Annotated in this window: 17 protein-coding genes; 13 read left to right on the top strand and 4 right to left on the bottom strand. The window is 68.3% G+C overall.

Annotated elements, in window-relative coordinates; all coding sequences use genetic code 11:
* Position 1: 1 nt before the first annotated feature.
* From UAJ10_RS07065 to UAJ10_RS07055, 3 genes are all read left to right on the top strand, one after another.
* The gene (locus UAJ10_RS07065; protein ID WP_322914678.1) at positions 2–862 is read left to right on the top strand and encodes an amidohydrolase family protein; all 861 of its coding nucleotides are present in this window, start codon (positions 2–4) and stop codon (positions 860–862) included.
* Positions 863–943: 81 nt separating this feature from the next.
* Positions 944–2230 carry an MFS transporter gene (locus UAJ10_RS07060; RefSeq protein ID WP_322914677.1) on the top strand — a complete coding sequence of 429 codons (1287 nt, stop codon included), beginning with the start codon at positions 944–946 and terminating at the stop codon, positions 2228–2230.
* Positions 2231–2369: 139 nt separating this feature from the next.
* On the top strand, positions 2370–4385 hold the full coding sequence (locus UAJ10_RS07055) for a right-handed parallel beta-helix repeat-containing protein (protein WP_322914676.1): 2016 nt from the start codon (positions 2370–2372) through the stop codon (positions 4383–4385).
* 51 nt (positions 4386–4436) lie between these two features.
* On the opposite strand, the gene UAJ10_RS07050 is transcribed toward UAJ10_RS07055, so the two are convergent.
* The gene (locus UAJ10_RS07050) at positions 4437–4793 is read right to left on the bottom strand and encodes an L-rhamnose mutarotase (RefSeq protein WP_322914675.1); all 357 of its coding nucleotides are present in this window, start codon (positions 4791–4793) and stop codon (positions 4437–4439) included.
* A 139-nt stretch (positions 4794–4932) separates the two neighbouring features.
* On the opposite strand from UAJ10_RS07050, the gene UAJ10_RS07045 reads away from it, so the two are divergent.
* The 8 genes from UAJ10_RS07045 (at position 4933) to UAJ10_RS07010 (ending at position 14091) form a co-directional block, all read left to right on the top strand.
* The gene (locus UAJ10_RS07045; protein ID WP_322914674.1) at positions 4933–6111 is read left to right on the top strand and encodes an aldose 1-epimerase family protein; all 1179 of its coding nucleotides are present in this window, start codon (positions 4933–4935) and stop codon (positions 6109–6111) included.
* Positions 6112–6122: 11 nt separating this feature from the next.
* Complete coding sequence (locus UAJ10_RS07040; protein ID WP_322914673.1) at positions 6123–6875, top strand: SDR family NAD(P)-dependent oxidoreductase; 753 nt, start codon at positions 6123–6125, stop codon at positions 6873–6875.
* 77 nt (positions 6876–6952) lie between these two features.
* On the top strand, positions 6953–8140 hold the full coding sequence (locus tag UAJ10_RS07035; RefSeq protein ID WP_322914672.1) for a CaiB/BaiF CoA transferase family protein: 1188 nt from the start codon (positions 6953–6955) through the stop codon (positions 8138–8140).
* 8 nt (positions 8141–8148) lie between these two features.
* The gene (locus tag UAJ10_RS07030; protein ID WP_322914671.1) at positions 8149–9321 is read left to right on the top strand and encodes an ABC transporter substrate-binding protein; all 1173 of its coding nucleotides are present in this window, start codon (positions 8149–8151) and stop codon (positions 9319–9321) included.
* Between the two features lies 1 nt (position 9322).
* Entirely contained in the window at positions 9323–10093 is a 771-nt protein-coding gene (locus UAJ10_RS07025) for an enoyl-CoA hydratase/isomerase family protein (RefSeq protein ID WP_322914670.1), read from the top strand.
* 182 nt (positions 10094–10275) lie between these two features.
* The gene (locus UAJ10_RS07020; RefSeq protein ID WP_322914669.1) at positions 10276–11241 is read left to right on the top strand and encodes a 2-hydroxyacid dehydrogenase; all 966 of its coding nucleotides are present in this window, start codon (positions 10276–10278) and stop codon (positions 11239–11241) included.
* The gene (locus UAJ10_RS07015) at positions 11225–12025 is read left to right on the top strand and encodes a hypothetical protein (protein WP_322914668.1); all 801 of its coding nucleotides are present in this window, start codon (positions 11225–11227) and stop codon (positions 12023–12025) included. The genes UAJ10_RS07020 and UAJ10_RS07015 overlap by 17 nt, the downstream gene beginning before the upstream one ends.
* Positions 12026–12075: 50 nt before the next feature.
* Positions 12076–14091: a right-handed parallel beta-helix repeat-containing protein gene (locus UAJ10_RS07010; RefSeq protein ID WP_322914667.1), complete on the top strand. Its 2016-nt coding sequence runs from the start codon at positions 12076–12078 to the stop codon at positions 14089–14091.
* A gap of 96 nt (positions 14092–14187) precedes the next feature.
* On the opposite strand, the gene UAJ10_RS07005 is transcribed toward UAJ10_RS07010, so the two are convergent.
* Positions 14188–14622, bottom strand: coding sequence for a DUF1330 domain-containing protein (locus UAJ10_RS07005; protein ID WP_322914666.1), 435 nt, complete (start codon positions 14620–14622; stop codon positions 14188–14190).
* Positions 14623–14660: 38 nt separating this feature from the next.
* Between UAJ10_RS07005 and UAJ10_RS07000 the strand changes: the two genes are divergently transcribed.
* Together UAJ10_RS07000 and UAJ10_RS06995 are read left to right on the top strand one after the other, a co-directional pair.
* Positions 14661–15350, top strand: a complete 690-nt coding sequence (locus UAJ10_RS07000; RefSeq protein WP_322914665.1) for a TetR/AcrR family transcriptional regulator — start codon at positions 14661–14663, stop codon at positions 15348–15350.
* A 20-nt stretch (positions 15351–15370) separates the two neighbouring features.
* Positions 15371–16255, top strand: coding sequence for a LysR family transcriptional regulator (locus UAJ10_RS06995; protein WP_322914664.1), 885 nt, complete (start codon positions 15371–15373; stop codon positions 16253–16255).
* A 66-nt stretch (positions 16256–16321) separates the two neighbouring features.
* Here the strand turns inward: UAJ10_RS06995 and UAJ10_RS06990 are convergent, their stop codons facing one another.
* Both UAJ10_RS06990 and UAJ10_RS06985 read right to left on the bottom strand, forming a co-directional pair.
* A complete protein-coding gene (locus tag UAJ10_RS06990; RefSeq protein WP_322914663.1) occupies positions 16322–17383 on the bottom strand; it encodes an aldo/keto reductase in 1062 nt (353 codons plus the stop codon).
* Between the two features lie 255 nt (positions 17384–17638).
* On the bottom strand, positions 17639–18565 hold the full coding sequence (locus UAJ10_RS06985) for a LysR family transcriptional regulator (protein ID WP_322914662.1): 927 nt from the start codon (positions 18563–18565) through the stop codon (positions 17639–17641).
* Positions 18566–18635: the final 70 nt, after the last annotated feature.

Below are 18635 nucleotides of genomic sequence, written 5' to 3'. Positions count from 1 at the left end.
CATGCTGATCGACGCCCACCTGCATCTCTGGGACCCGGCGCGCCTGCGTTACGACTGGCTGTCCCACGTCCCCTCCATCGCCGGGCCGCACACCCCGGCCCAGTGGGCGGCGTTGGCCCTACCCATCGAACAGGCCGTGTTCGTGCAGGCGGACTGCTATCCTGCCCAGGCGCTGGATGAGGTCGACTGGGTCGCCGGGATGGCGGACCGCGTGCCGGTGGGCGGGATCGTGGCCTTCGCGCCCTTGGAACGGGGGGCGGGGGCGCAGGCGGCCATCGACGCCCTGGCCGCCCGGCCCCTGGTCAGGGGCGTGCGCCGGTCGGTGCAGAACGAGCCGCTGCCCTTCGTCACCGACCCTGACCACTTGGACGGCATGGTGCGGGCGGCGAAGGCGGGGCTCAGCCTGGACATTTGCGCCCGCGCGCCGCAACTGCCGGCCCTGGCCCACGCCTTGGACCATCTGTACGCGGCGGTGCCGGGCGCCGTCACTGTGCTGGATCACCTGGGCAAGCCCGACATCGCCACCCACGGCGGCGATATCCAGGCCGACGGCTGGGCCGACGCCCTGGCCCGACTGGCGCGCTTCCCCAACCTGGCCTGCAAGATCTCCGGCCTGACCACCCAGGCACGGTGGGACGGCTGGCAGGTGGAGGACGTGCGGCCCTACATCGACCATGTCCTGGCCTGCTTCGGCGCCGGGCGCTGCCTGTTCGGCGGCGACTGGCCGGTGGTGGACCTGGCCGGCGGCTACCCGGCGTGGCTGACGGTGTTCCAGGAAATCGCCGCGGGCTGGACCCAGGCGGAGCGGGACGCCGTGTTCCGGGAGACGGCGCGGCGGATCTACCGGCTGGGCAGCGGATAATGCATCGATAGACATTCAATCGACAGCGGCCCCACCCAAGAGGGCCGGTCATGACGGCAGTCAGGGAGAGATCAACCAAAGATGAGCGACATTCCCATGGACGTCCCCCTTCCTTCCGCCCCGGCGGAAGATACCAGCCAGCATGTCGCGGGTCGGCGGCGTTGGGTCCTGCTCTGGTCGCTGCTGATCAATTTTTTCGTGCTGCTGGCCCTATACAATGGGGTCATCTCGGTGCTGCTGCCCAACCAGGTGGCGGCGCTGGATCCGGCGGCGAAGGCGGCGAACCTCGCCATCGTCATGTCCATCACGTCCATCTTCTCGACGCTGACCACCCCCATCGCCGGCGCCCTGTCCGACCGCACCCGGTCGCGCTGGGGCCGGCGGTCGCCGTGGATCGCGCTGGCCTCCCTCATCGGGTCCATGTGCCTGTTCGGCGTGTCGCTGGTCACGTCCCTGTGGTCCATCACCGTGCTGTGGGTGATGGCGGCCATCGCCTACAACGCCATGCAGGGGCCGCTGTCCACCGTGGTGGCCGACCGCTTCGCGCCGGCCAACCGGGGGACCGCCTCGGGCTTCATCGGGGCGGGCATGACGGCCGGCGGCACGGTGGGCATCATCGTGGCGGGGCAACTGGCCAGCCAGCTGGTGCTGGGCTACCTGGTCTTCGCCCTGGCCGTCGCGGCCTGCTGCGTCGCTTTCGTTTTCCTGAACCGTGAGGTGCCATCAGCACATCTCAAGCCCGCGCCCTTCAGCTTCGCGGGCTTCCTGCGCAGCTTCTGGATCGATCCGCGCAAGCATCCCGATTTTGGCTGGGCCTTCCTGGGGCGCTTCACGATTTACATGGGATACCAGGGGGTGGTGACCTACCAGCTCTACATCCTGCGGGACTACATCCAGCTGTCGGTGGACCAGGCCAACGCCGTCATCGGCAACATCTCCGCCATCACCTTCGTCATGCTGCTGTTCTCCGGTTTGGTCTCCGGGTTCCTGTCGGACAGGGTGGGGCGGCGCAAGCCCTTCGTCTTTTTCTCCTCCGTCATCATGGCGGCGGCCTGCGTGGTCCCGCTGATCACCCCGACGGTGGAGGGGATGTACCTCTATGCCGGGATCGTCGGGCTGGGCTACGGCGCGTTCACGGCGGTGGACATGGCGTTGATGACCCAGGTGCTGCCCCGGGACACCGGGTCCACCGGCAAGGATCTGGGCATCCTGACCACGGCCATCAATATCCCGCAGGCCATCAGCCCCGTCATGTCCGCCTGGTTGCTGGGCTTGTCCGGTGGCGATTACAGCGTGCTGTTCATCGCGGCCATCATCTTCGTCTTCGCCTCCTCGTTCTTCGTGTTACCGATCCGGTCGGTACGCTGAGGCGACAAGCGCCGGGCGCATTGGAAACAAAGACTATAAAGGGAGGTGAAGGATGGGATCGCATGCGGCGTGTCTCGGCCTGTTGGCCTTGCTTTTGACATCGGCGCCGGGGTGGTCCCGGACATCAGCCGCCCCCGACTTGCCCGCCGCCCATCAGCCGGAACGGCTGTACGGGGAAAAGCTGCTGGCGACCATCCGGATTCCGCAACGGCCCACGCCGCCGCCCGTGGTCCTGTGGGTGTCGCCCGCCGGATCCGACACGGGCGACGGGTCGCCGGCCCATCCCTTCGCCACGCCAGCCCGTGCCCAGGCCGCCGTCCGGGACCTGAATCGCGACCGGGACGTCGTCGTGCGCCTGGCCGACGGCGTCTATCGCCTCGCGGAGCCGTTGCGCTTCTCCCCGGCCGATGGCGGGCAGGCGGGGCACCTGGTGCGCTGGGAGGCGGCGGACGGCGCCAAGCCGGTGATTTCCGGCGGCGAGCTTGTGACTGGCTGGCGGTTGGCCGACCCGGCCAGGGGGATATGGGCGGCCGACATCCCGCGCGGCGTCGACCCGCGCCAGATCTGGGTCAACGACCGGCTGGCCCGGCGGGCGACGCTGGAGGTGCGGCGCCAGGCCTTCCGCTTCCACGACTGGGGGATGGAGATCGTCGACCCGGCCTGGCGGAGCCTGGCCGACGTGCCGGACCAGAAGCGGATCGAGGTGGAGGGGACGGGGTGGTTCACCGATCGGCACGCGATGGTGGAACGCATCGAGGGCGACCGCATCGTCATGCAGCAGCCGGGCTGGCGGAACAACCTCGTCGGCTATGACACCATCGCCCGGCCGGTTTCGGAGGCCTCCGCCCGGCTTTTCCTGGTCAACGCCCTGGCCTTCCTGCGGGAGCCCGGCCAGTGGTACGCCGACCCGGCCGCCGGCCGTCTTTACTACAAGCCCCGCGCCGGGGAGGACTTGGGCACGGCGTCGGTGGTTCTGCCGCGCCTGTCGATGCTGATCTCCATCGCCGGCACCTATGACGCGCCGGTCAAGGATCTGCAGTTCAAAGGGCTAAGCTTCCAGCATACCAGCTGGCTGGAACCATCCGGCCCGCAAGGCTACGCCAGCCAGCAGAGCGGTGCCTTCCTGGCCGGCCAGCTTTCCGATTATCCCCAAGAGCCGATACGCGACTGCTCGTGGGGCTGCTGGGCGTTCGAGGCCGCCCGCAACCACTGGCGCCAGCAGCCGGCGGCGATCCAGGTGGCCGCCGCGACCCGCATCCTGTTCGAGGGGGGCGAGTTCGCGCATCTGGGGCAGGTGGCGCTGGGCATCGGCAACAACGCCGACGCCAATGACAGCGGCATCGGGCTGGGCGCCATCGCCGTCGAGGTGTCGCGCAACGTGTTCACCGATCTGTCGGGCGGGGCCATCATGGTGGGCGGCGTCACACCGGATGCCCACCATCCGCCGCGTCCCGAAATGGCTGTCCGCGACATCCTGATCCGCAACAACCGGATCAGGACCGTGTCGCAAGACTATCGGGAGCAGGCGGCCATCCTGGTCACCTATGCGACGGCGCCAGTGATCCTGCACAACGATGTGTCGGACACGCCCTATGACGGGATCGATGTCGGCTGGGGCTGGGGCGTCAACGACCCGGGCGGAAGCTCAGCCTATCGGACGCGGGAACGCGGTTATTACGACCAGCCGGGGAACCTGGTCTACGACACGCCTACCATCCTGCGCGATGCCGTCATTTTCGGGAACCGCGTGCATTCCGTGAAGCAATGGTATGGGGATGGCGGCGCCATCTACCATTTGTCGGCCGATCCCGGCGGCCTGATCGCCGAGAATTACATCTACGACGTCCCCGGCGGCATCGGCATCTACCTGGACGAGGGGTCGCGGTACCTAACGGTGCGCAACAACGTCGTCGACCGGGTCGATGTTTGGCTGAACGTCAACACCCTGGACTTCAACCTTCCCCGTCGCACCGCCATGGACGATGTGGCCTTAGGCAACTGGTTCCGCGACGGGCGGGCACGGGGAACGCTGACCGACTATCTTAACAACCGTCTGATCGACAATGTCGAGGTCAAGGGCGACCCGTGGCCGGCCGGCGCGCGGGCGGTGATGGAACGCTCAGGCGTCCAGGAGAACGACGCGCCGCGGCGTTGACGGCCGCCGCTTCAGGTGGTTGGCGGCGACCGGGTTGATGGCGGTTTTTCGTCACGCCTGCTCCTTCAGGGAATGGATGCGCTCCATGGCGACCCAGGTCTGCCCAGCCGGCGTGCCGGGCAGGGGCCGCTGAAAGGTGCCCATCAGCCGCTCCCACGCCTGTACATCCGGGTTGGCCGCGTCCTTGGCCGCCTTGGCCACGGGGTCGAACTCTGGTCCCACCTCCATGATCAGCACCATGCGTGTGCCGTGCAGCCAGATTTCCAGGTCGCGGATGCCGTCTTCCCGGATGGCGTCGACCACCGGCGTCGGCACCGCGCCCGGCCCGTGCCATGCCCTGTAGCTGGCCACCAGTTCCGCATCGTCCGCCAAGTCCACAGTGAAGCACAAGCGGCGTATGTCGCTCATTTCGCACCATCTGAAGTTTTTATTTAGATATCTGAGATATCACATGACGCTTCTGAATTGACAAGGCGGCGTTTGGGCGCCTTAATCCCGGCAAGCCCAAGACCAGAAAGCCCAAGTCAAACTGACGGAGGATACGGGGATGGTCAGCCTATACGGACAGGTACGATCCCGCCGCGACGTGGCGGCGCACACGGGCTCCCTCTCCCAATTCGCTGGCGTGCGGCTGATGACCCTGGGCGACGGTGTCGAGCGCGGCGTGCGCCTGCTGGAGTTCCGCACGGGCACGGGCCTGCGCTTCACCGTCCTGGTCGACCGGGCCATGGACATCGCGGATTGTGAACATAACGGCCGCGCCGTTGGCTGGCACTCGCCCTCCGGCTTCCGCCATCCCGGCCTGCATGAATATGAGGGGGAGGGCGGCCTGGGCTGGTTCCGCTCCTTCTCCGGCCTGCTGGTCACCTGCGGCTTGGACCACATCCTGTTCATGGATGAGGACGCGGCCGACCATTACGTCTATGGCCCGCGCACGGGCGTCAAATCCTCCCTGCACGGCCGCATCGGCACCATTCCCGCCCGCCTGACCGGCTATGGCGAGCGCTGGGACGGGGACGACTGCTGGCTGTGGGCGGAGGGTGTGGTGCAGCAGTCCACCGTGTTCGGGGAGGATCTGCACTTGATCCGCCGCATCGAGGCCAAGGTGGGCACGGACGAGATCCGGCTGCACGACCGGGTGGTCAACCACGGCTTCTACCGCACGCCGCACATGTATTGTTACCACATCAACGTCGGGCACCCGGTGCTGGCGGAGGGCGCGCGCTATGTGGCGCCCATCCGTGACGTGGTCTGGGCTTCCCACGCCGGGGACGATTATCGCCGGCAGGGTGTGGGTTACCGCACCCTGCCGGCGCCGCGGCGCGACTTCCATGAGCAGGTCTGGCAGCACGAGATGGCGGCCGACGCCGAATCTCTCGTGCCCGTCGCCCTGGTGAACGAGGCCATCGGCTTCGGCCTGGAGGTGGAGACGGACAAGCGCCAGTTCCCCGTCCTGTATGAATGGCAGAACCTGCAGCAGGGCCACTACGCCCTGGGCATCGAGCCCTCCACCAACCACGTCTTCGGCAAGCCCTTCGCCAAGCGGCGCGATGAGCTGATCTGGCTCGAGCATGGGGAGGAGCGGCACTACGACAGCGTCTTCCGCATCCTGCCGGACGCCGCGTCCGTGGCCGCGTCCGTGGCGCGCATCCAGGCCATCGCCCGCCAGCCGGACGCGGACTACCCCCCTCCCTCGGGCGACTTCCGCCCCATCATCCGCGCGTGAGGAGGCAGCCGATGTCCATCGGGGCCAAGACCATCCTGTACACCGGTGCCGCCGGCGGCCTGGGCCTGCCCGCCACCCTGCATTTCCTGCGCGAGGGCGCCACCGTGCTGGCCGTTGATCATGACGCCGCCAAGCTGGCGACCCTGGCGGACGCCGCCGCCGGCATCGGCACCGGCCGGCTGGTTTCCTTTCAAGCCGACCTTTCGGACTTGGCGAGCTTCCGCGTCCTGCTGGCGGACCAGGCGGCGGCGCTGGGCGGGCTGGACGTGGTCATCAACAACGCCGCGATCTACCCGGCAAAGCCGTTCGAGGACTACAGCGTGGAAGAGCACCAGGCGGTCCAGCGTGTGAACGTCGACGCCGGCATCGTGGCGGTTCAGGTGGCGCTTCCCCACATGCGGGCCCGGGGATGGGGCCGCATCATCAACATCGCCAGCATCACCTTTTACGGCGGCTGGGCCAACCTGTCGCCCTATGTCGCCTCCAAGGGTGCCCTGGTGGGTCTGACGCGGGCCTGGGCGCGGGAATTCGGCGCTTACGGCGTCACCGTCAACGCCCTGTCCCCCGGCGCCTTCCCCACGGACGCGGAGAAGATCCACCCGGATCCGGAGGGTTACACCCGCTTCGTGCTGGATCACCAGTCGGTGAAGCGGCGCGGCCACCCCGGCGACATCGCGTCCGCCCTGTCCTTCCTGGCGTCCGACGCCGCCGGCTTCATCAGTGGCCAGACCCTGAACGTCGACGGCGGCTGGGTCATGCACTGAGCCCTTTGCCGGGGCCCCATTTGCCTGAGCCGCCGCCTCCTCCCTTCCATTCCAATTTGTCCTAGGACGATACCATCATGGGCATCCTCAGCGGATACCGCGTTCTTGATTGTTCGATTGCCATGGCCGGCCCCTTCGCGGCCCAGCGCCTGGGCGATCTCGGCGCCGACGTCATCAAGGTGGAACCGACCGGCGGCGAATGGCAGCGCCACGCCTCGGCCGGCGGCGCGCGCGGCAACAAGATCAACGTCTCCTTCCTGTCGCTGAACCGCAATAAGCGCTCGCTGGCCGTGGACCTGAAGGCGCCGGAGGGCCGGCAGATCCTGCTGGACCTGGTGAAGGACGCCGACGTCTTCCTGCAGAACTACCGCCCCGGCGTCGCCAAGCGCCTGGGCGTGGATTATGAGACGCTTTCCGCCATCAACCCCGGCTTGGTCTATGTCTCCATGTCCGGTTATGGCGAGGATGGCCCCTATGTGAACTACCCGGGCCAGGACCTGCTGTTGCAGGCGCTGTCGGGTGCCATGTTGTCGGCCGGCAGCGCCGACCAGCCGCCGCAGCCGGCCGGCCAGTACCTGGTGGACGCAATCACCGCCTACACAGCGTTCGAGGGTGCGCTGGCGGCCTTGTTGCACCGGGAACGGACGGGCGAGGGACAACTGGTCCAGGTCAACATGCTGGACGCCATCACCACCATCCAGATGCAGGAACTGTCCGTCTTCACCGTGGGCAACAAGCCGCAGGCCCGCTCGGCCGAAGCGCACGCCCATTGCTACATCCGGGCCCCCTACGGGGTGTTCAAGACGGCCGACGGCCACATCGTCGTCGCCATGGCTGGCCTGGACAAGCTGGGCACGCTGATCGACGAGCCGTTTTTGCGGGGATTGAACGACGAGGCGGACAGCTGGAAGTTCCGCGATGAGATCTTCGCCTGCATCCGCATCCGTCTGTTGGGCCGCAGTTCCGCCGCGTGGCTGGAGCTGTTCCGCGCCCATGACATCTGGTGCGGCCCGGTCTACGGCTATGCCGACCTGGTGGCCGATCCGCAGATCGCCCATAACGGTACCTTCATCACCTATGACCACCCGACCGAAGGCCGGGTGAAGACACCGGGCTTCCCCATCCGCTTCTCCAAGACGCCGGCCGCGCTGGACCGGGGCGCCCCCCTGGTGGGCGAGCACACGCGCGAGGTGCTGGAGGGGCTGTCCCTGTCGCAGGCGGATATCGAGCGGCTGCTGGCCGCCGGCGTCGTGGGGGCGCCGTGAGTTCTCCGATGTCGAATGACGTGCCCCATTACAAGGCCCTGACCTGGGACCACCCGCGCGGCTACAACGCCCTGGCGGCGGCGGCCGGCGCGCTGGATCCCGCGCGTGACGGGCTGTCCCTGACCTGGGACCGCCACTCGTTGGAGGACTTCGAGAAGCACCCCATTGCGGATTTGTGCCAGCGCTATGACCTGATCGTGCTGGACCATCCCCATGTGGGCGACGCCGTGGCCGGTGAGGGCCTTGTGCCGCTGGAGGCGCTGTTCGGCGCCGAGGAGATCGCGGCGTGGGGGCGGGAGGTCATCGGCCCCTGCCTGTCCAGCTATCGCTACGGTGGCCGGCACTGGGCCCTGCCGCTGGACGCCGCCACCCAGGTCATGGCCTACCGTCCCGACCTGGTCGACGGACCGCCGCCGGTAACCTGGGATGAGGTGGTGGCCCTGGCCGGCCGCCATCCGGTGGCGCTATCGCTGGCCGGACCGCACGCGGCCCTGTCGTTCCAGTCCATCTGCGTGGCCCTGGGCGAACCACCGGCGGAGGCGGATCCTGAGCGCTTCGTCGGACGGGCGACGGGCACGGCGGCGCTGGACCTGATGGCGCGGCTGGCGGCGACCAGCCCGGCTGCGCTGGCCGATCTGAACCCCATCGGCATCCTGGGCCGGATGGCGGCGGCGGACGAATTGGCGCTGTGCCCGCTGATCTACGGCTATGTCAACTACACCCGCGCCGGGGCGGGCGGACACCCCGTGCGCTATGCCGACGCGCCCCGGCAGGCGCATGGCGGGCGGCCGGGATCGACCCTGGGCGGCACGGGCATCGGTATTTCGCGCCGCGCCCCCATCACCCCCGCCCTGTTGGACCATCTGCGCTGGCTGATGTCGGCAGGCGCCCAGGCCGGCTTCATTCCCGACCATGACGGCCAGCCCAGCCTGCGCTCCGCCTGGGCCGATGTGGCCGTCAACGAGCGCTGGGGCGGCTTCTATCGCGATACCGCCGCCACGCTGGAGGCCGCCTTCGTCCGGCCCCGCCACCCCGGCGCCATACCCTTCCAGACGGCGGCATCGGCCCTGATCCGCGCCGCCCTGGCCGACGGGCGGCCGTATGGCGCCGTCATCGATGATTTGCAGAGCCTGTATGTCGCGTCCCGCCAGTCGGGCCCAGCCGGGCATGGGGAGAGATGAATTGACCGACGAAGTATTGTTCAGCGTGGATGGCCCCGTCGCCACCCTGACGCTCAACCGCCCGCAGAAGCTGAACTCCGTCACGCCGGGGATGGCAAAGGCCCTGACCAACGCCGTCACCGAATGCAACGGCAGCGACACCATCCGCGCCGTGGTCATCACCGGGGCGGGTGAACGGTCCTTCTGCTGCGGATCGGACATCAGGGAGCTGGACAGCTACGAGACGCCTTGGGATTTCCGTAACCGCGCCGACTATTGCGACGCCATCCACCATTGCCTGAAGCCCACCATCGCCGCCGTCAACGGCTACGCTTTCGGCGGCGGGCTGGAGACGGCGCTGTCCTGCGACATCCGCATCGCCGCCTCCAACGCCCAGTTCGCGGCGCCGGAGATCAAGCTGGGCTGGATCGGCGGCGGTGGCATGGCGGCCTTCCTGGCCCATTCCATCGGCGCTTCCAACGCCGCCCTGATGATCATGACGGGCGACCCGGTCGACGCCACCCGGGCGCTGGCCTGGGGCCTGGTCAGCGAGGTGGTGGAACCGGCGGCTTTGCTGCCCCGCGCCCAGGCGCTGGCCGCCACCATCGCCGCCCGGGCGCCCATCGCGGCAGAGACAGCCAAGCTGAACCTGCGGGCCGCGTTCTCCATGCCCCTGGACCAGGCCATGGCGTATGAGCGCGACCTGCAGACCATCTGCTTCGCCACCGCCGACGCGGCGGAGGGGCGGGCCGCCTTCAAGGAAAAACGCTCGCCTGTGTTCCGGCGGCGCTGAGGACCCCGATGATGGCCGACTTGTCCCCCACCGATCCCCAGGCCCTGCTGTTCGGCCGCGTCTTCCGCCCCGACCGGGCCGGTCCCTCCGTCGTGGCTGTGCATGGCGGGCCGTGCGTGACGGGGATTGATATAGGGCTATGATGCCCGCCCGTCCCGCCACATGCCTGACCAGGAACCGCCATGCCCCCGAAAATCCTGCTGACCCGCCGCTGGCCCGACGCCGTGGAGGCGCATTTGCGCCAGCGCTACGACGTCACCGTGGACCCTGGCGACCGGCCGTTGAGCGCAGCGGACCTGACCGAGGCCATGGGCCGGTATGACGCCATCTGCCCCACGGTCACCGACCGGCTTGGCGCCGCCATCCTGGCGGCTCCGAACGCCCGGGTGCGCATCCTGGGCAACTTCGGCGCGGGCTTCGAGCATATCGACCTGGAGGCGGCCAGGGCCGCCGGAATCGTCGTCACCAACACGCCCGACGTGCTGACCGACGCCACGGCGGACCTGGCCATCCTGCTGATGCTGATGGCCAGCCGCCGCGCGGGCGAGGGGGAGCGGGAGCTGCGCGCCGGCCGATGGGCCGGCTGGCGTCCCACCCACCTGCTGGGCCAGGGGCTGGCGGGCAAGCAGCTGGGCCTGGTGGGTTTCGGCCGCATCGCCCAGGCGACGGCGGCGCGCGCCCGGGCCTTCGGCCTCACCATCGCCTATTACAGCCGCCGCCGGGCCGATGCGGACGTGGAGGCGGCGCTGGACGCCACCCATGTCGACAGCCTGGAGGAATTGGCCGCCACCTCGGATGTCCTATCCTTGCATTGCCCTGGCGGGCCGGCCACGCGCCATCTGGTGGACGCCACCCTGCTGGCCCGCATGAAACCCAGCGCCATCCTGGTCAACACCGCGCGCGGCACCGTGGTGAACGAGGATGACCTGATCGCGGCCCTGTCCGGCGGCGTCATCGCTGCGGCCGGCCTGGACGTGTTCGAGGGGGAACCGGCGGTGAATCCGGGCCTGATCGCCCTGTCCAACGCCGTGCTGCTGCCCCACCTGGGCAGCGCCACGCTGGAGACGCGCACCGCCATGGGCATGCGGGTCGCCGCCAACCTGGACCGCTTCTTCGCGGGGGAGGTGCCGCATGACCGCGTCGCTTGACCTGGTCGAGGGCCTGCTGCGCCGGCGCCTGGATGAGGTGCCGCGCCGCCCTTTCATCCTGGGCATCTGCGGTGCCCAGGGCAGCGGCAAGTCCACCCTGGCCGATGGCCTGGCCGAGCGGCTGGCGGCGTCGGGCCTGCGGGTCGCCGTGTTGTCGCTGGACGACCTGTACCTGACCAAGGGGGAACGGCAGGAGCTGGCCCGCGACGTCCATCCCCTGCTGGCCACGCGCGGTGTGCCCGGCACGCATGACGTCAGCCTGGGCCTGGCGGCGCTGGATGGGCTGGGAACGCCAGGCCGCACGCTGCTGCCGCGCTTCGACAAGGCCGTGGACAGTCGCGCCGCCGAGGGCGCCTGGGTCGAGGGGCCGGTGGACGTGGTGCTGTTCGAGGGTTGGTGCGTGGGCGCCGTGCCGCAGGACGCCGCCGACCTGGGCCCGCCGGTGAACGAGCTGGAGCGGGATCGCGATGCCGGTGGGGAATGGCGCCGGCATGTGAACACCGCCCTGGCCGGCGACTATCAGCGGCTGTTCGGCCGCCTGGACGCCCTGGTCCTGCTGGCGGCCCCCGACTTCGCCGTGGTGCGCGGCTGGCGCGTCCAGCAGGAGGAGGGCCTGCGCGCCAAGCTGCGGGCGGCGGGCAAGCCCACCGACGGGACCATGACCGACGACCAGGTCAGCCGCTTCATCCAATTCTACGAACGCCTGACCCGGCACATCCTGGCCGAGATGCCGGGCCGTGCCGACCTGACCTTGCGCCTGGATGCGGCACGGCAGGTGGTCTGACGGCGGCCCGCGCCGAAGCGGGACAACGACGAGCGTCAGGGAGAACGCCCATGATAGTCCCGCCCCCGTGGACCCGCCTGTTGCTGGCGGGTGCGCTGTTGCTTTTGCCCGGAGTTGCCACGGCTGCCGAGCCTGTGACCTACCATGTGGCGCCCGGCGGGGATGATTCCGCATCCGGAACGACGGCACGGCCCTTCCGCACCCTGGTCCGCGCCCAGGCGGCGGTGCGCACCGCCAACCGCGACCATGATGTCACGGTGGAACTGGCGGCCGGCACCTATGCCCTGGACAAGCCGCTGGTCTTCGCCGCCGCCGATGGCGGACAGGGGGATCATCACGTGGTGTGGAAGGCGGCGGCGGGGGGCGAGGCCCTGATTTCCGGCGGCATGCGCGTCACCAGTTGGACGCTGGCGGACGCGGAGAACGACATCTACGTCGCCGACGTGCCCAAGGGCCTGGATAGCCGCCAGCTGTGGATCGATGGCACGGCCGCCGACCGGCCGGCCATCGAGATCACCCACCATGATGTGGAGTTCACCGCCCACGGCTTCATCCTGAAGAACCCGGCGCTGGCCACCCTCGCCGCCGTCAAGGCGCCGCAGCGGCTGGAGGTGGAGGCCACGGGCATCTTCACCGATCGCTATTCCCCGGTGGACCGGATCGAAGGCACACAGGTCACGCTGAAGCAGCCGGCCTGGGACAACAACAGCTGGGGCTATGACACCCTGAACAAGCCCTTCATGCCTGACCAGGCGCGGCTGTTCCTGGTGAACGCGCCGGAATTCTTCGGTAAGCGCAGCGAATGGCACCTGAACCAAAACCAGTGGTACGTCGATCCGGCCGCCGGCAAGCTGTACGTGAAGCCCCGGCCCGACGCCGACATCACCGCCATGATGATCATCCTACCCCGGCTGGAGGCGCTGATCGCCATCGGCGGCAGCTATGACGATCCCATCCGCAACCTGACCTTCCAGGGATTGCGCTTTTCCCATACCAGCTGGTTGGGGCCGTCGCGGGCCACCGGCTACGCCAATCAGCAAAGCGGCGCCTACCTCAAGGAGGTCTCGCCCCTGCGGCCGGCGGACGCCCATGCCACCTGTGGCTGGGGCTGCCCGGAATTCGAGAGCATGCGCCAGAAGTGGGACCAAATCCCCGGCGCCGTGCAGGTCTCGGCCGCGCGCGACATCACCTTCACCGGCAACACCTTCAGCCAGTTGGGGCAGGTGGCGTTGGGCATAGGCAACGACGCCAACGCCCACCTGACCGGCGTGGGCCTGGGGACGGACGGGGTGAAGGTGCTGGGCAACCGCTTCGCCGTCATCGCCGGCGGGGCCATCATGGCCGGCGGCGTGCGGGTGGAGGCGCACCACCCCGCCGATCCACGCCAGGTCAACCGCGACCTGACCATCGCCGACAACGTCATCACCGACGTAGCCCGCGATTACAAGGACAACGCGGCGGTGCTGGCGACCTACATCGACAGGGCCGACATTGTGCACAACGACATCTCCGACGCCAATTACGACGGCATCGCCATCGGCTGGGGTTGGGGCTACAACGATGTGGGCGGCAACCGGAACTACCGGGAAAACCAGAAAGGTTATCTGCACAACCCGGTATTCGACCAGCCGACCGTGCTGCGGAACATGACGGTGGCGGGCAATCGCATCCATGGCGTTAAGAAATGGTTCTTCGACGGCGGCGCCATCTACAACCTGTCCGCCAACCCCGGCACGGTGATCCGCGACAACCACATCTTCGACATCGCCGACCGCATCGGCATCTACCTGGATGAGGGCAGCAAGCACCTGCGGGTGGAGGGCAATGTGGTGGAGACCGACGGCTATTGGCTGAACGCCAACACCGTGGGCAAGAACTTCGCCTGGGGTGTCACCGCCGACAACGCCGCCACCGGCAACTGGCACAATTCGTCCCGCGTCGGCGGCCGCTGGCGGGCGGAGATCGGCATGCGGGTTACGGATGATCACCTGCTGCCCGACCGCGCCTGGCCGGCGGCGGCACTGGCGGTGATCCGCCAGGCGGGGCCACTTCCGGGCATGGATTGAGGCGTCAACAGGCTAAGGCGTCCCAGTCCGGGGCTTGCTGAAGCCGAAGCTGCCAAAGCGGCATGAAGCGCTCAGCGCCTTGGCGCCCGTCGGCCCTTATCTCGGCAACTCGGGCTGGGTCGTGACCAGGAATTTCCAATCCGCGAACGCCGCGTGCCGGTGTGGCGCGGCATGCTCCGCGTAGGCCGGGCTCTCAAGAATCCGGCGCAGCGTGGCGAAGCTCGCGTAACGGACGATGACGATATCGTCCCAGGCCTCGCCGTCGACGCCGACCACCACCCCCCGGACATTGCCGACCCAGAAAACCGAATAGTCCTCGCCCCGCGCGATCGCTTGGAAGGCGGGGGCGTACCGTTGGAAATAGGCTTCCCTGCCCGAGCAGGGCGGCAGGTCGGCGGCCGCTTCAAAGGTGGCCTCATAGGTGGCCTGGTCCCGAAAGCGCACCAGGTTGACCATGTAGACCGGGCCCGCGTCGGCCAGTGTGCCGCCCGCCGCGTCCAGCGCCGCACGGGTGTAATCGATGATCGCCATGTCTCTCGCCTTCTTGGATTGTTGCGCCGAGCGCTTCCATGCGGGGAAACCGCGAGCGTTTAGGGGCCGCCGGCGGAACCGTGCTTGCCAAGCAATACGTCCAACTGTATTTATTAGCAATGGCCAGACCGTCCCTTCGCGAAAAAATCATCGAGTCCGGGGTGCGTACGCTGCACGAGCGCGGATACGCCGGTGCCGGCGTGCGCGAGATCACCGGTGACGCCGGCGTGCCCCAGGGCTGCTTCACCAACCATTTCCGATCGAAGGAGGCTTTCGCCGCCACCATCCTTGATCGTTATCATGAGCGCACGCAGGCGATCATGGACGGCACGTTGCGCGATAAAAGCCGGCCGGCCGTCGAACGCTTGCGCGCCTATTTCGACGCCATCACCGAACGGCTGGAAGCGGCAGGCTGGCGATACGGCTGCCTTGTCGGCAACATGAGCCTTGAAGTGCCGGAACAGAGCGAGGCGCTGCGCGGCCATCTGGTCGAGGTTTGCCGCGCGCTCACCGACGCCTTCGCCGAGGCTATACAGGCCGGCCAGGAGGCGGGCGAGATCCGGGACGATCTCGACGCCGGCGACGTTGCGACTTTCCTTCTCGCCGCCTGGGAGGGCGCCATGATGCGCATGAAGGTGGACCGGTCCCCACACCCGATCGAGCAGTTCAAGCGGGTGGTCTTCGCGTCCGTCCTTGCTGCTGGTATCAAGACCGGCGCTTCCCGATAACGCGGCCGGACATGACGGGCATGGACTGGAACGACCTCAAATATTTCCTGGCCGTGGCGCGGACCGGCAGCCTCACCCGGACCTCCGCCGATCTCGGGGTGAGCCAATCCACCGTCGGTCGCCGCATCGCCGAATTCGAGGAGAGCCTCGGGATGGCTCTCTTTCAGCGACACCAGACGGGCTACTTCCTCACCGACGAGGGGCGCGAAATGCTGCGGCACGCCGAGCGGGTCGAAGACAGCATCCTGGCGCTGGAACGGGGGGCGGCCGGCCTCGACAGGACGCCGGTGGGAACCGTCCGGCTCGCGACATCCGAAAATCTCGCGACGGATTTGATCATCCCCGCCCTGCCGGCGTTCCGGGACCGCTACCCGGGCATCTGCCTTGAGATCATCACCAGCACCGTCACGGCCGAACTGGGGCGGCGCGAGGCGGACATAGCACTCCGTGTCGTGCGGCCGACGCGCGGCAACCTGACGGTCAGGCGCGTGGGCCACATGACCTACTCGGTCTACGGCAGCAGGGATTACATCGAGCGGCACCCGCCCATAGCCGGAGAGCCGCTGGGCGGGCGGCACTTCATCGCCTGGGACGATGGCCACGCCTTCATGCCGGCCGCGGCCTGGCTTGCGCGTGAATACCCCGGCTGCAGGATCGCGCTCGTCACCAGCAGCCTGCCCTCCCAGATCGCCGCCGTGCGCGCCGGCCTGGGCCTGGCCGTCATCCCGGATTTCCTGACCGTGAACGAGGATTTCATCCGGGTCATCCCGCCCCATCAGATGTTCAGTGCCGAGGTCTGGCTGGTGACGCACGCCGACCTTGTCGCGTCCGCCCGGGTTCGGGCCGTCGGTGACTTCCTCACCGAGGAGGTGATGCGGGCCAACCCCGAACTTTCCGGGCGTTGAACAGGCGCCCGGCTCAAGGCGCCTGTTCAACCGACGGCCCGTCCCGCCCGGCACCTCCCCGCGCGTTCAGGACGTCTGGGCGATCTTGTCGGCCCACAGGTCGACAGGCCCCATCCGGTCGGAGCCCTGGGTGGCGAGCATCCAGCCGGGGTATTCCGGCGGCAGCTCGCTGACGGCGTCGAGCGCCGCGATTTCGTCGTCGCTCAGCACGATGTCGGCCGCGGCGATATTGTCCTCCAGCTGGCTGAGCCGCTTGGCCCCGACGATGACCGAGGTCACGACGGGCTTGGCCAGCAGCCACGCCAGCGCGATGCGGGCCGGGCTGCAGCCGTGCGCCGCCGCGATGGGCTTCAGCGCGTCGATGACGTTCCAGGCCCGTTCCTTGTCGACGATGGGGAAGTCGAACGACGAGCGGCGCGACCCTGCCGGCGACTGGTTCTCGCGGCTGAACTTGCCGGACAGCAGGCCGCCGGCCAGCGGGCTCCACACCAGCAGGCCCATCTTCTCGGCCTCCAGCAGCGGCTTGAGGTCACGCTCCAGGTCGCGCCCGGCGATCGAGTAATAGGCCTGCAGCGTGTTGAACCGCTCAAGGTTGAGGCGGGCGGAGGCCCCCAGCGCCGTCGCGATCCGCCAGGCCTGCCAGTTGGACACCCCCAGGTAACGGACCTTCCCCTGGCGGACCAGGTCATCGAGCGCGCGCAGCGTCTCCTCCACCGGCGTCAAGGTGTCGGTGGCGTGGATCTGATACAGGTCGATGTGGTCGGTCTGAAGGCGGCGCAGGCTGGCCTCGACGGCGTCCATGATGTGGCCGCGCGACGCGCCGACGTCATTCCGGCCCTGGCCCATCCGGCTGTAAACCTTGGTCGCCAGCACGACCTCGTGCCGGGGAATCCCCAGATTCTTGAACGACTGGCCCAGCGTGCGCTCGCTGGCGCCGGCCGAATAGACATCCGCCGTGTCGAAGAAGTTGATGCCCGCGTCGATGCTGGCCTTGACCAGTTCATCCGCGCCCGACTGGTCGACGTTGCCGATATGCTCGTAGACGCCGGTCCCGTCGCTGAACGTCATGGTCCCGAGGCAGAGCTGTGAGACCAAAAGGCCGGTATTTCCCAATGTCTTGTATTTCATCTTGCTCTCCTGAGGGCGCGACGGCGCATTCGGGGCCGAAGGGGCGCGGCGCCGTGTCGGTTGCTGGGGTGATTTGTTGATCAGCCTCGCGGCGACTGCGGCGCCCGTGATGGGGCACGCGAAAACCGGGAGGCGAGCGTCATCCATGTCGTGACGCCAGATTGGCGCCCCCAACTTCGGAAAGAAACGCAAGAAATTGGCGATCAGAATTCCAAATTTGGAAAATGCCGCCGGCCTCCAGCGTGGCGTCGATGATCAGCCCTGTGCCGGTTGGACCGCATAAAGGCTCAGCAGCGTCTCGCGAAGCCAGCGCTGGACCGGATGGGCATCGTTCCGGCGGTGCCACGACATGCCGAACGACACCGTGCCCAGCGCGATCGGCGGCGGCAGGATCAGCAAATCGTCACGCGCGGCGGACGCTTCGACGGCACCTTCCATCAGGGTGGCGATGAGGTCGGAGCGGGCCACCAGGGGAGGGGCCGCGTACATCTGCGGCAGCGACAAGGCGATGCGGCGGCGCAGGCCCATCGCCGCCAGCGCGGCGTCAACCTGGCCGAACCGCTCCCCCTCCGGCGAGACGAGAAGGTGGGACAGGCCGAGAAATGTCGGCAGATCCAGCGCCCGCGAGGCGGCCGGGTGGCCGCGTCGCATGATGCAGACGAAGCGCTCCTCAAACAGCGGCTGGCTGAGGATGCGGCCGCCCACCGGCTGGCGGGGCGGGACGCTGATCGTCAGGTCGGCGTCGCCGGCGTCCAGGATGGCGACGGCATCGTCCCGGTGGGTGAAGGCGTTGATGCGCAGCGTCACATTGGGTGCCCGTTCCCGCAGGGCTTCGGCCAAACGCGGCAGCAGCACCAGGGCCGGATGGTCGGACAGGGCCAGCGTGAACGCCTGCGACGACGTGGCGGGGTTGAAGCGCTGGGTGAACTCCAGGGTCCGGCTGATCTCGGCCAGCGCCCGGGCCAGGGGTTCCGCCAGGTCGCTGGCGCGCTGGGTGGGTTGCAGTCCCGATGGGCTACGGACGAACAGCTCATCCTCGAACAGCGCGCGCAGCCGGGCCAGCGCGGCGCTCATCGCCGGCTGGGTGCGCCCTATCCGCTTGCCCGCCCGCGTGACGCTCCGCTCTGCCATCAGCGCGTCGAAGGCGACGAGCAGGTTGAGATCGATGCCATGTAAATCCATGTCATGGATGTTTTCACATACTGACTATCGATTTCAAGAATGTCGGACGATTGCCTAGCTTTCGGGGGCG

Source organism: Nitrospirillum guaranorum (assembly GCF_034653275.1).
GTDB lineage: Bacteria > Pseudomonadota > Alphaproteobacteria > Azospirillales > Azospirillaceae > Nitrospirillum.
This window is presented reverse-complemented; position numbering and strand designations above follow the sequence as displayed.

Excerpts from the sequence above, each read along its gene's own strand:
- UAJ10_RS07065 (WP_322914678.1), top strand. The coding sequence starts at position 2 with ATGCTGATCGACGCCCACCTGCATCTCTGGGACCCGGCGCGCCTGCGT.
- UAJ10_RS07060 (WP_322914677.1), top strand. The coding sequence starts at position 944 with ATGAGCGACATTCCCATGGACGTCCCCCTTCCTTCCGCCCCGGCGGAA.
- UAJ10_RS07050 (WP_322914675.1), bottom strand. The coding sequence starts at position 4,793 with ATGAGCGACATACGCCGCTTGTGCTTCACTGTGGACTTGGCGGACGAT.
- UAJ10_RS07045 (WP_322914674.1), top strand. The coding sequence starts at position 4,933 with ATGGTCAGCCTATACGGACAGGTACGATCCCGCCGCGACGTGGCGGCG.
- UAJ10_RS07040 (WP_322914673.1), top strand. The coding sequence starts at position 6,123 with ATGTCCATCGGGGCCAAGACCATCCTGTACACCGGTGCCGCCGGCGGC.
- UAJ10_RS07035 (WP_322914672.1), top strand. The coding sequence starts at position 6,953 with ATGGGCATCCTCAGCGGATACCGCGTTCTTGATTGTTCGATTGCCATG.
- UAJ10_RS07030 (WP_322914671.1), top strand. The coding sequence starts at position 8,149 with ATGTCGAATGACGTGCCCCATTACAAGGCCCTGACCTGGGACCACCCG.
- UAJ10_RS07020 (WP_322914669.1), top strand. The coding sequence starts at position 10,276 with ATGCCCCCGAAAATCCTGCTGACCCGCCGCTGGCCCGACGCCGTGGAG.
- UAJ10_RS07015 (WP_322914668.1), top strand. The coding sequence starts at position 11,225 with ATGACCGCGTCGCTTGACCTGGTCGAGGGCCTGCTGCGCCGGCGCCTG.
- UAJ10_RS07010 (WP_322914667.1), top strand. The coding sequence starts at position 12,076 with ATGATAGTCCCGCCCCCGTGGACCCGCCTGTTGCTGGCGGGTGCGCTG.
- UAJ10_RS07005 (WP_322914666.1), bottom strand. The coding sequence starts at position 14,622 with ATGGCGATCATCGATTACACCCGTGCGGCGCTGGACGCGGCGGGCGGC.
- UAJ10_RS07000 (WP_322914665.1), top strand. The coding sequence starts at position 14,661 with ATGCGGGGAAACCGCGAGCGTTTAGGGGCCGCCGGCGGAACCGTGCTT.
- UAJ10_RS06995 (WP_322914664.1), top strand. The coding sequence starts at position 15,371 with ATGGACTGGAACGACCTCAAATATTTCCTGGCCGTGGCGCGGACCGGC.
- UAJ10_RS06990 (WP_322914663.1), bottom strand. The coding sequence starts at position 17,383 with ATGAAATACAAGACATTGGGAAATACCGGCCTTTTGGTCTCACAGCTC.
- UAJ10_RS06985 (WP_322914662.1), bottom strand. The coding sequence starts at position 18,565 with ATGGATTTACATGGCATCGATCTCAACCTGCTCGTCGCCTTCGACGCG.